The organism is Thomasclavelia spiroformis DSM 1552 (assembly GCF_025149465.1).
Taxonomy (GTDB): domain Bacteria; phylum Bacillota_I; class Bacilli_A; order Erysipelotrichales; family Coprobacillaceae; genus Thomasclavelia; species Thomasclavelia spiroformis.
In genome coordinates this window covers 1,109,658-1,122,196 of sequence record NZ_CP102275.1, presented here as the reverse complement: position 1 = coordinate 1,122,196, position 12,539 = coordinate 1,109,658, and the positions used below count along the sequence as shown (strand labels likewise).

Annotated in this window: 12 protein-coding genes, 1 pseudogene and 1 CRISPR repeat array; of the genes and pseudogenes, 2 read left to right on the top strand and 11 right to left on the bottom strand. The window is 28.2% G+C overall.

Annotated features, from left to right (window positions below; all coding sequences use genetic code 11):
* Positions 1 to 162: 162 nt before the first annotated feature.
* The 9 genes and pseudogenes from NQ543_RS05155 to NQ543_RS05115 all read right to left on the bottom strand — a co-directional run bounded on the left by NQ543_RS05155 (position 163) and on the right by NQ543_RS05115 (position 10,026).
* Positions 163 to 921, bottom strand: coding sequence for an AIM24 family protein (locus tag NQ543_RS05155; protein ID WP_004609973.1), 759 nt, complete (start codon positions 919 to 921; stop codon positions 163 to 165).
* A gap of 511 nt (positions 922 to 1,432) precedes the next feature.
* Positions 1,433 to 1,618 (bottom strand): annotated as a pseudogene (locus tag NQ543_RS05150) (flavodoxin); the annotation flags it as partial.
* Between the two features lie 344 nt (positions 1,619 to 1,962).
* Positions 1,963 to 3,653: direct repeats of the CRISPR family, unit length 33 nt; unit sequence ATTTACATTTCATATAATGAACAGATTATAAAC.
* 163 nt (positions 3,654 to 3,816) lie between these two features.
* Positions 3,817 to 4,095, bottom strand: coding sequence for a CRISPR-associated endonuclease Cas2 (gene cas2, locus NQ543_RS05145; protein ID WP_039904266.1), 279 nt, complete (start codon positions 4,093 to 4,095; stop codon positions 3,817 to 3,819).
* Position 4,096: 1 nt separating this feature from the next.
* A complete protein-coding gene (cas1b, locus tag NQ543_RS05140; protein ID WP_039904314.1) occupies positions 4,097 to 5,089 on the bottom strand; it encodes a type I-B CRISPR-associated endonuclease Cas1b in 993 nt (330 codons plus the stop codon).
* A 2-nt stretch (positions 5,090 to 5,091) separates the two neighbouring features.
* The gene (locus NQ543_RS05135) at positions 5,092 to 5,580 is read right to left on the bottom strand and encodes a CRISPR-associated protein Cas4 (protein WP_004609978.1); all 489 of its coding nucleotides are present in this window, start codon (positions 5,578 to 5,580) and stop codon (positions 5,092 to 5,094) included.
* Between the two features lie 12 nt (positions 5,581 to 5,592).
* Entirely contained in the window at positions 5,593 to 7,755 is a 2,163-nt protein-coding gene (locus NQ543_RS05130; RefSeq protein WP_004609979.1) for a CRISPR-associated helicase/endonuclease Cas3, read from the bottom strand.
* A 52-nt stretch (positions 7,756 to 7,807) separates the two neighbouring features.
* The gene (locus NQ543_RS05125) at positions 7,808 to 8,668 is read right to left on the bottom strand and encodes an IS3 family transposase (RefSeq protein WP_050752797.1); all 861 of its coding nucleotides are present in this window, start codon (positions 8,666 to 8,668) and stop codon (positions 7,808 to 7,810) included.
* 23 nt (positions 8,669 to 8,691) lie between these two features.
* Positions 8,692 to 9,033: a transposase gene (locus NQ543_RS05120; protein WP_004609083.1), complete on the bottom strand. Its 342-nt coding sequence runs from the start codon at positions 9,031 to 9,033 to the stop codon at positions 8,692 to 8,694.
* Between the two features lie 552 nt (positions 9,034 to 9,585).
* On the bottom strand, positions 9,586 to 10,026 hold the full coding sequence (locus tag NQ543_RS05115) for an Hsp20/alpha crystallin family protein (RefSeq protein ID WP_004609980.1): 441 nt from the start codon (positions 10,024 to 10,026) through the stop codon (positions 9,586 to 9,588).
* A 607-nt stretch (positions 10,027 to 10,633) separates the two neighbouring features.
* Here NQ543_RS05115 and NQ543_RS05110 point away from each other — a divergent pair.
* Positions 10,634 to 10,975, top strand: a complete 342-nt coding sequence (locus tag NQ543_RS05110; protein WP_004609083.1) for a transposase — start codon at positions 10,634 to 10,636, stop codon at positions 10,973 to 10,975.
* Positions 10,900 to 11,859: an IS3 family transposase gene (locus NQ543_RS05105; RefSeq protein ID WP_333790947.1), complete on the top strand. Its 960-nt coding sequence runs from the start codon at positions 10,900 to 10,902 to the stop codon at positions 11,857 to 11,859. Before NQ543_RS05110 ends, NQ543_RS05105 begins: the two co-directional genes overlap by 76 nt.
* Here NQ543_RS05105 and NQ543_RS05100 read toward each other — a convergent pair.
* Both NQ543_RS05100 and NQ543_RS05095 read right to left on the bottom strand, forming a co-directional pair.
* Entirely contained in the window at positions 11,856 to 12,083 is a 228-nt protein-coding gene (locus NQ543_RS05100) for a cupin domain-containing protein (RefSeq protein ID WP_083784284.1), read from the bottom strand. The two genes, NQ543_RS05105 and NQ543_RS05100, sit on opposite strands and share 4 nt — an antisense overlap.
* The gene (locus tag NQ543_RS05095; RefSeq protein ID WP_004609982.1) at positions 12,032 to 12,325 is read right to left on the bottom strand and encodes a transposase family protein; all 294 of its coding nucleotides are present in this window, start codon (positions 12,323 to 12,325) and stop codon (positions 12,032 to 12,034) included. The genes NQ543_RS05100 and NQ543_RS05095 overlap by 52 nt, the downstream gene beginning before the upstream one ends.
* Between the last annotated feature and the right edge of the window lie 214 nt (positions 12,326 to 12,539).

The window sequence follows — 12,539 nt, the reverse complement described above, 5'->3', positions numbered from 1 at the left end:
TCCAATATAAAAGGTAGAAATCAGTTACTATACAGTCACCATATTTCTACCTTTATTTGATACCCAACCCCCCAGAGATTTAAAGCCATAACTGCTTTCACCCCAGTTTAAATTAAAGTATCCAAATAATGGGGTTCATATCACAATAGTGGATTCCTTTTATTATTGTACTGGAGCCATCAATACCTTTCCAGTTCCACGATATACATTTACAAGCCCTTCACCACTAGCAGCTGAACCAATTAACGATTTCCCTGAACGCTCAACTGTAAATTCAAGACTACCACTCCATGCAATTGCCATATTTCCATCTATTTTTAACACATCATCTTTTAATGTGATTTCGATAAGTTCTTCTTTTGGAACCATAGATTCCAAACATACTACACCACTACCTTGAATTCCTAAATTAAATAGTCCTTCATTTCCAGCTACTGTTGAAGAAAAATTAGAACGCATTACTGCTTTATGCTTTAAAGACGCATCACAAGCTAAAAACAATCCATCATCAAGTACAATTGAGTTATTCCATTCATCTAGATCAATTAAAAGCAAGTGTTTATATGTTGGTTCTAAAACCAACAATCCCTGACCGGTATATTCTGGTTTGATTGCTGATTCTCCAGTTACTTTACCACGCACTGCCTTACCAAAAAAATCTCCTACTCCTTTAATTCCAGTTGTAGCATGAACATCTCCAACCATCCATTGCATTGCTCCTGCTTGAAGTGTAATATTTGCTTTACTTACATCACAAATTACTTGCCGTTTTCGAACATTCATTTCATTACAAAAATATGCAGTTTGAGCATCTTGTGGCGTAACACTTAAATCTCGAATAAATTCAATAACTTTAAATGGACCAAGTTCATTTATTACTCGAATGTCATTATTATCTGTAAAATTTTTAACATCAAACATAAATTTTCACCTCATTTTTTTATTTCTACTTAAATTTTATCATATTCTCTAGTAACCTACAATCAATGTATCTTATTACTTATATTTCAATGGTTTTATTAATATTATCTAATAAATTTTAACTTTCACTAAATAATTTAATTTTACAAAAAAGGTGATATCAACAATATCGTCAATATCTCTTTTTTATCTGTCTCTATAATATTTATGAAATAAAATTACTATACTTGATTAAAAATATCTTCTAATCATTTATCGTAAATAAAAATCTAATTTCTATTTGCACCATAAGACTTGTTTTTTTAATTCTAACTCTTCAACTAAAACCCCTGCTTTTCTTTGAAGCATTAGCATTTGCAATAAATTGATCATAAAATGGATCACGGATACCGTAACAATAAAATGTTGATAGTAAATTACCCAAGCTTAGTAACTCTACATCTGTAATTGCTACACTAATCACTCATAAAATGCAATAAATATATTGATATCTTTATCATTAACACCTTCTTTAATTTAAACTTGAAATCCATTCTTGAATATCATCTTGAGATACATTTGATGAAAATCTTCTATCTTCTAGCCAATTACCAGTTCCTGCCATACCAGCTAACAATTGACCACTTTCACCAATTCCATCACTTGAAGAAGTACAAAATGGAATCACAGTTTTTCCAATAAAATCATTGTTTTCAACAAAACTATTTACTTGCTAAGCAGTATTGCCACCATAGTGGATAACCAATAAACCCCCGATCATACTCATCCCAATTTTCTACTGTTGTTGAAACAAGTTCAATATTTCTTGCATCTTCAATGTTTCCAGTTGCCGAATAATAAACAACTAATATCTTACCATCAATAGTAGTTGTGTCTGTATTGTGTGTGTTATTTTCATTTGTTGATGAATTGGATGATTCATCTTGTGAGTTGTTACTACAACCACTAAGGCCTAAAACAAGAAATATCTTTTATAACGTTTCATAGAATGATCAAATTATAAACTTACTGTTCCCTACAAAGTAGATCAACAGATAAAAGATTTACATTTCATATAATGAACAGATTATAAACAAAGATGGATGGAACGATGTTGGAGATTATGAAATATTTACATTTCATATAATGAACAGATTATAAACCCAATTTACTTCTTGTTATAAATTGGTCTGACTGACATTTACATTTCATATAATGAATAGATTATAAACTATTCGAAATTTTTATCTGCATCACTTAATAAAGCACATTTACATTTCATATAATGAACAGATTATAAACGCAAATTTTAATTCTGAGCGACCTTTTTGACAAATATTTATATTTCATATAATGAACAGATTATAAACGTAATGATGATTTAAATGGCTCTATTCTAGATTATAATTTACATTTCATATAATGAACAGATTATAAACTTTTTTTACAAGATTAAACATATCGCCATAAGTATGATTTACATTTCATATAATGAACAGATTATAAACGTCCGGAAATTCTTCAGCATACATCTTATCAAAAAAAATTTACATTTCATATAATGAACAGATTATAAACAGCGACCTTAGTTTAGCTAACATTGAAGATATTTACATTTACATTTCATATAATGAACAGATTATAAACCAAACCATCCAGCTGATCCAACTGCTAAAAAACCACATTTACATTTCATATAATGAACAGATTATAAACAATGACATATGTTGATAAAACAGTAACTTATTATAAAATTTACATTTCATATAATGAACAGATTATAAACGTTAGAATTAGATGATGATGTTGAACTTGCTGAAGAATTTACATTTCATATAATGAACAGATTATAAACATTCCTGATGATGATATAAAAAACTTTGTAAAAAGAATTTACATTTCATATAATGAACAGATTATAAACTCACCAGCAGGGTGAAAAAAGAGACGGAACGCCTTTACGATTTACATTTCATATAATGAACAGATTATAAACGACAGTGCAAATGAAATTGGTTTTTTTGTTGATGATATTTACATTTCATATAATGAACAGATTATAAACTTCGTTGTCTTATCGATCATGAAACAAGGCTTGTATTATTTACATTTCATATAATGAACAGATTATAAACAAACAAGGCAGGATAGAGCAAGTAGTAGCTTACCAATTTACATTTCATATAATGAACAGATTATAAACCACTACAGGAGCATTAGTGTTTGTAATTCAAAGTAAATTTACATTTCATATAATGAACAGATTATAAACTTAATCAATTTAAGGGTGTTGCTGAATATTATTCCAAATTTACATTTCATATAATGAACAGATTATAAACGAACATAAACTCTTCCAATTGCCGTTTATCTTTGATATTTACATTTCATATAATGAACAGATTATAAACGCTAGATGAGCTGAATGAGCCACACGTCAAAGGGTATTTACATTTCATATAATGAACAGATTATAAACCTAACATCAGTCTCTACGTATGTGATAGTTTCTTCAATTTACATTTCATATAATGAACAGATTATAAACCTTCTGCCCATACGATATATTTTTGTAATCCTTTATTTACATTTCATATAATGAACAGATTATAAACCTGCACTTTGCAAATCTTTAACTGCACGCTGTGCAGATTTACATTTCATATAATGAACAGATTATAAACTGCCAAAGGTATGTTTGTTAATAACATCAATCAAAAATTTACATTTCATATAATGAACAGATTATAAACCCGTTATCAGGCATTAAATTACATAAATAATTATCTTAAATTATCTCTATATCTTTAAATTATCATATCAATTGTATAAATACAATGTTTATTTTGTTTATTTGCTAAATTTACTCTGTCGTACTCCTCGTGTTTTTGCATAATCAAGATCGACTGAAGACTTTTAAATAAATTGATCATTTCCTTCTAATTTTCTAGTAATAAAATCTTTTTTCATCCATACATTATTCCTAGCTGAAAATATAATACATGAATCTATATCTTCTATCAAATATTTTTTTAATTCTGAACTTAATGATAAATATTGAGCTCGATCAAGTTCTCCTTCAAATACAGAATTTTGTATATGTGTCAAATATTTTTTACATGTTTTAAAAACATAACGTTGCCTTTTAGTATAATTTTCTTCTTGTTTTATATCATATATAACAATCAAATACATATTACCACCATATTTTAAACCCTTCGTATATTTTTTCATCAATAATATGTTTAATTAACTTATACGCTTCTAACCTTATTAAGTGTTTATAAGAAACACTTCTATTTAAATCTTTATGTTTAATGCTTCTTGTTAGGGTATTTTCCAATGCACTAACAACAACTTTTATAGTTGAATCTTTCATTCGATAATAGCCACCATCATCAATATAAAAATCATTTTCTGTTATCATATTTTTATTTAATAATGAAAATATAGTTCTGTCTACAATCAATGGTTTAAATACTTCAGATAGATCTAAACAAAGGGAAAAACGTTTATCTGATGGTTCATGTAAATAACTAATAGTTGGATTTAATTGCGTTCTATATATTTCTGATAATGTTTTTGTATATATAATAGTATTCATAAAAGAAATAAGTGTATTAACAAGATTATCAGGTGGTCGCTTAACTCTTTTTTCAAAATCAATATCTTGATCAATTATTATTTTCCATGATTCATAATATACTTTACGTATATTTCCTTCTACACCCATTAATGAAGAGATATTTCTAGTAGAATATATTTCTTTTCTAAGTTCTTCTATTTGCATAATATACTGTTTTAAATCTTTGTCTCTAGAATTATAATATTTTAAATTTCTTAAAATATTATATGATGCAGCTTCTATAATTTGCTGAGCAATTAATAATCTTGATTCATATTCTTGATACTTTTCAACTTGTTTTACTAATAAACTACCTGACACTAATGTTTCTTTAGGATAAAAAGAACCAATATAGAAATCATAATAATTGTAAAAATGCACACAAATACCTTTTTGTGATAAAAACGATAGTAAAGTAGAATTAATACTTACTGTAGAAAATATGTATAAATCGTATACTCTTTCAATTGGAATATCTTTTTTACCTTTTTCGTTTATTAATACTAATGAATCATCTTTTCGGCGAAGTTCTCCACTTGTAAAAATATAATATGATTGCTCCATTATTAAATATAACACAACTCATAATATGCACATTTTTTGCATATTTTACTATTAATAACTTCTGGTGGAGTAACTTTATTGCATAGCTCATTAATATCTTTTAATCTATTTTCTATCATTATTTTATCATTTTCATTAAGTACTATCATCTCTTTACGGTTTTCTTTGGGAATCAATAGCTCTCCTTTACATTCTATTCCTTTTTTATTTAATAAATATAAATAATATTTTAATTGTTGTTCTGCCATTTCTAGCTTCGATGAACTTTTCTTTATTTCACAAATAACATTATCTCTTACAATATCAATACAAACAAGATCATCTAAATAAATATGTTTTTTATCTCGTTTATAACTTTCTTCATCTATTAGTTTACCAATCATAACATTTTCATTTTCTTGCTCCATTACAATATCTTTAGCAAAAAACCATAGTTTTCGCCAACATAAATAACTATACGCATACATAGTTCCTGATATTTTCTTCATCATTTTCACCTGCTTTTAAACATACTTATCATTTAATTCATTATCATCAATTTCATTAATAACTAATCCAATACCTTTATGTATTTTATCATCAAAATCATATTTACAACGTGCTCGATGAATAGCTTCTCCTTTAATACAACTTTTTATATCAATATAATCACTACTTTTCAATGGTTTATAAATTGTATATGGTATACAGTAATCAATTAAATTATTTAATAATTCATATTTTTTTGTAGTCTGACTTTCACCACTTTTAATACAATCAATTAACTTTTCAACTTCTTTTAAATTATAAAAACGTTCAGGTAAGATATAAATACTATTAATATTTCTAAATTTATTATCTACTTCACTTTTTTCAACTTGCAAAGCAATAAGATCTTTTAAATACTCCTTCTTTTCATTATATATTTTCATATATCTTGTTTTTTCTAATTCTTTTCGATCATAAACCCTATCCATGCACTTAATTTTTTCTTCTTCTAAAAACATTTGATTATGATAATCTTTTAAAATATCTAATGTTCTTTCATAAATTATTTTATCATAGACACAGCCAATCCCATCTTTAAAAGTATAAATATTAACATTAATTAATTGATTAATGTTTTCTCTTTTACGATAAACTCTTCCCATTCGTTGGATGAGACTGTCAATCGATGAAAGATATGTATATAAAACATCAAAATCAATATCTAAACTAGCTTCGACAATTTGAGTCGATACACATATTCCTGTTCGATTACTTTTTGAAAATTCAATTACATCATCTTCAAGAATTTGACGATGTTTTTTAGTATATCTACTATGTAACAAATGAATTTCTGTATTACTATCGAGTTCTAAAAGTTTTGTGTATAATTTTTGTGCTGAATTAACAGTATTACAAATAACTAAAATTTTTTTTGTTTTAGCATCATCTAAAATATTATCTAAATCATTTAACATATCATCTTCATGAATCGTTATTTTATGACGATTATTAATATTTCCAATAAATCTCTTGTATTTGATATTACATGTCGATAATTCATCTAAAATAAACTGTGGTAATGTAGCTGTAATAATTGCAAATTTTCCACCGATTTTATGGATGTATTTCAAAGCTGTAATAATCGTAGCTAGCATATCAGGTGAATAAGCTTGTAATTCATCAATAATTACCTTACTGTATTTTAAAGTGGCTAATAGATGTTCAGTTCCCAAAGCTTTATAAGCAAATTTAAATATTTGATCAATAGTACAAACTGTTAGTGGGTAAGCCAAATTTCTAGCATTATGATAATTAGCTAAATCATTATCATACAACTTATAACAATCACCATGTAATATTGCAACTCTATTTTGATTATTAATTGGTAATAAATAATGTTCTTTAATTCTTTGATAAATAGCATTAGCAGAAACTTTCATCGGTAAAGTAAAAAAGCCTTTTTCATCATTAAGCCATAATAATGCTGCTTCTGTTTTACCAGCACCTGTACTTGCAACAATAGCTACATTTTCATTGTAGTTTTCCATCATAAATTTTTGAACACTATTTAGATCAAAACGTTTTAATATATTATCTTTCATTGATTGCTCGGCTTCGATTTCAATAGCTAAATTACCACTTGCTGACCAATCACAGCGATTCAATATTCCTTTAACTATTACAAATTCAATCCATTCTTCATCGGTAATTGTACTTGTTGGATTTCTTGGATAAATTAAATTTAAGTTTGCATAACTTAAATTATAATAATTATCACCTAAATAATTTGAAAGTTGCTCTTCATAATAGGCTTTTGAAAACTCTTTAATTCTATCTTTTAAAAATTCACCTCGACGATGATGATAAAATACTGAGTTTATAATTATTTTAAATTCTTTAATTTCTTTTCTAGAAAATCCTATTTTTTTAAAATCAACTGCTAATACACTTAAATAACCATGTGGAATCTCATCATTAGTATAGTGACCTCGCATTTTTTCTTGAAAAATTGTATTTACTTTCCCAATATCATGATATTTTATTGAAAGTTCGATCATTTTATCAAATTTTTCATTAAAATATATTTTTTTCAATTTCATTAGCTCATGGTATGAATCTAATACCATCTGCGTATGCTCTTTAATAGATATGTTTTCATTGATAGATTTAGCATAATAAACATCATATTTTTTATCCATAATATCTGGTACTATGTCAAGATTTTGGACTACATAAATGTAAGAAATTTAATTAATTGATACTAATTAAATAATCATGCTCATATTCATTAGGTGATTTATAATCACAATGTGAATGTACTCTTATTGTATTATAAAATCCTTCTATGTATTCAAATACCAGCTTATATGCATGATTATAATTTATAATCTTAAATCTGTTCAGCCATTCCCTTTTTATCAATGCATGATATGATTCTATACACGCATTATCCCACGGTGTTCCTTTTTGTGAATAGCTTCTTTTCATCTGCTTAGTTAATCTTTTGTATTTCTTCGATGTATAGTGCACTCCGCGATCTGCATGGATTACTATTGGTTTTGCGCTTTTTCTTCTTTTTTTAGCTGTTTCCAGACATTTTAATACTTCATCTACTTCTAATGTTTTGCTTAATGTCCATGCTATTATTTTTCTTGAATAGAGATCCATTATACTGGTTAAATATACAAATCCTTCATCTGCTGTCCAGATATATGTTATATCAGTACACCATGCCTGATTTGGTGCTTTTGGATTAAAATCTCGGTTTAGAATATTTTTTAGTTTATTTGAAAAATCACAGTCTTTTGTTGTTATTGTATATGGTTTGATATAATGAGCTTTAATATTGTTTTCCCTCATTATGTTTCCTACATATTTTTCACTTATTTTTTCTCCCTCTTTTTTTAGTATTTCAGTTATTTTAGGAGCTCCATATATTTCTTTTGAATCCTTATAGATCTTCTTGATTCTTTCTGTGATTCTAGCTTTTCTGATTTTTTGTTTACATGGTTTTCTTTTCAAATATTCATAATATCCTGATTTACTCAGTTGTAATTTTTTTAGCATACCGGTAACTGAAGTCTGTTTATCTTTTTTAGATTTTTCTTTTATCCTTTTATAAAGATCCTGCTTAGTTAATTGCCCAGTATGCCAATAGCCTTTTTTAGGACTTCTAAAGCATCCTGTGTATCTTTCAGTTCTTTTTTTAATCTGGCTATTTCTTTAGCTTCGTCACTTGAATAATTACCGCTTCCTCTTGAATTAATTACGCCGTCATTACTACTGGCATCTTTAAGCCATTTATGAACAGTGCTATCAGCAATACCAAACTGTTTAGCTATAGCTACTTTAGATTCATCAGGATGTTCTAAAACATATTGAACAACTCCCTGTTTAAATTCATCTGTAAATGTTGGTTTAGTCATCATCATATACCCCTTTTCTATTTTTGATTTAAGCTTATGACATTGTATCATATACTAGCTAGTTCTTCCATTTAACTGGTACAGTTTTTATTCTAGCATCACTATCTTCATAGAGTAAGCCTAATGATAGTTGACAGTATCCTATTTTATCTTGAGTATCTTTCATTTCCAGTTCACCTCCTTATGTTCGGTCCTTCGCTAGATAACCATTACAGTTATCATCATCACTACTATGACCTCGGCTGACTTCCTAGGACAAACGTTTCCACCATGATTACATTTTCATCATGTTCCTAGGACCTCCCACGGTAAGACATAACACTTTCATCCTATGTACCCACTATCTTTACACTGCTTATTCCGTCGTACTATTGGACTTCGATTTGTTTAGCAATCTCATCCGATAAGCTTCTGCCTAAAATAGTTCGTATTCCTTGGGTCAGGACTTTGCCTCCAACTTCCTCCCGTTCACACCTTACGATGGATACCTTGTCTTCGGCTAGTGGTTGGTAGTACGAAACCCCCACAGTGGACTTTCACCACCTAGTCTTATGTCATGCGTGGCACACTAAAAAAGAGATTGCCTAAGCAATCTCTAATCTATTATTCAATACTAATTGTATTGTTTTCAATAACCTTGATATCTTTTTTAGGTACTGATAATCTCAATACACCATCTTCATATTTAGCTTTGATATCTTCTTTAGGAATATTCTTTCCGATAAAAAAGCTTCTTGACATGCTTCCTGCATATCTTTCTTGGCGAATATATTTACCGTCTTTATCTTTATCATCTCGATCAAGAGTTTTATTTGTAGATACAGTTAAATATCCATTTTCAAATGAAACTGAAATATCTTCTTTTTTAAAACCAGGTAAATCAATATCTACTTCGTATGTGCCATCTGTTTCACGCACATCTGTTTTCATCATATTCTTTGCATGTTTACCATATAGTGGATTTTTTCTTCCAAAAAATTCTTCTTCAAAAGAATCCATCCAATCATCAAATAAATTTTCTCCAAAAATACTAGGCATCATCATAAGTCATTACCCCTTTCTGTTGTTTGACACTTAGATCATATTAGCATTGTTGAAGATGCAATGTTATATGAGAAACTAGGTTTTTTCTCTTTCCTAATTTCTAACTATATTATAGCCTTATTTTTTAGCACTGTCAAGAGGTAAGTGCTAATAATTTTTATATTTTTTTGCAAACCCAGTAAAATCAATGGTTTGCAAGCATTTTCCACTCTTGAAATTGTCATTTTTCTTAGGTTTGACACCAATTTGACACCAATTTTTTCTTTTCCGGTGTCAGAAGTTTACCGTCATACTATCCAGCTTTGCTATCTCGTTTTCAATCCTTGCCCTGTCGCCCAAGTGATTATACACTTCCATAGTCACATCAAAATGAGCGTGTCCTATGATACGCTTACTTGATTCGCTTTCCTTTGTATTTGTATAAGTTTATAAACATCTCTTTCTAGATATAGAAAAAGCGGTAAATCATATTAACTAATAACCGCTTTATGTAACATTGGATATAATTGTAAACTTTGAGATTTATCGTTCCACAACGACCGTCAACAAGATTAAATTGATGCTAGAATAAAAACTGTACCAGTTAAATGGAAGAACTAGCTAGTATATGATACAATGTCATAAGCTTAAATCAAAAATAGAAAAGGGGTATATGATGATGACTAAACCAACATTTACAGATGAATTTAAACAGGGAGTTGTTCAATATGTTTTAGAACATCCTGATGAATCTAAAGTAGCTATAGCTAAACAGTTTGGTATTGCTGATAGCACTGTTCATAAATGGCTTAAAGATGCCAGTAGTAATGACGGCGTAATTAATTCAAGAGGAAGCGGTAATTATTCAAGTGACGAAGCTAAAGAAATTGCCAGATTAAAAAAAGAACTGAAAGATACACAGGATGCTTTAGAAGTCCTAAAAAAGGCTATTGGCATACTGGGCAATTAACTAAGCAGGATCTTTATAAAAGGATAAAAGAAAAATCTAAAAAAGATAAACAGACTTCAGTTACCGGTATGCTAAAAAAATTACAACTGAGTAAATCAGGATATTATGAATATTTGAAAAGAAAACCATGTAAACAAAAAATCAGAAAAGCTAGAATCACAGAAAGAATCAAGAAAATCTATAAGGATTCAAAAGAAATATATGGAGCTCCTAAAATAACTGAAATACTAAAAAAAGAGGGAGAAAAAATAAGTGAAAAATATGTAGGAAACATAATGAGGGAAAACAATATTAAAGCTCATTATATCAAACCATATACAATAACAACAAAAGACTGTGATTTTTCAAATAAACTAAAAAATATTCTAAACCGAGATTTTAATCCAAAAGCACCAAATCAGGCATGGTGTACTGATATAACATATATCTGGACAGCAGATGAAGGATTTGTATATTTAACCAGTATAATGGATCTCTATTCAAGAAAAATAATAGCATGGACATTAAGCAAAACATTAGAAGTAGATGAAGTATTAAAATGTCTGGAAACAGCTAAAAAAAGAAGAAAAAGCGCAAAACCAATAGTAATCCATGCAGATCGCGGAGTGCACTATACATCGAAGAAATACAAAAGATTAACTAAGCAGATGAAAAGAAGCTATTCACAAAAAGGAACACCGTGGGATAATGCGTGTATAGAATCATATCATGCATTGATAAAAAGGGAATGGCTGAACAGATTTAAGATTATAAATTATAATCATGCATATAAGCTGGTATTTGAATACATAGAAGGATTTTATAATACAATAAGAGTACATTCACATTGTGATTATAAATCACCTAATGAATATGAGCATGATTATTTAATTAGTATCAATTAATTAAATTTCTTACATTTATGTAGTCCAAAATCTTGACATAGTACCAAATCTTCATTTCCAGTATTGATAATGCTGTGTTTGGAACCTTTCTTGCAGATATGACAAGTACCCGCATTTAACAATTCTTCTTTTCCGTCACAAATGGCTTTCCCTGTACCAGAAACAACATAATTTATATCGTCACTTGTTTCATGTTTGTGTAATCTGGTACTTTTTCTTGACATAGTACCAAATTGTTACAAAATATTTTTCGATTAATAATTTCAATTACAACATTTTTACCATGCACAGGTAGATTGTTAAAGGATTTTTTATATTTTAAATGACATTTTTGTGATGGTGTCCCACAGTAAGGACATATAGGATCTTTTATTTTAGACTGTACTTGAAAAATAATACAATCATCATTTGAATGCATTGAAACAAATTCTAAATCAGGACTCAGCATATTAATAAATTCCTGCATATTTATCTATCACCTTTACCAACATTGTACATTATTTTTTATTATATTTAACCAATATTGGAAAGAACCAATCTTATTTTAACTTTTATATCTACCACAGGATTATTTATAAACCCCTCTTAAAGATGGTTGTTTCCATCTTTTTGAATACCTTAAACCACATTCAGTTTATTGCTTAACCACTGATTTGTGAAAGTTCAACTACTCTTGTGTC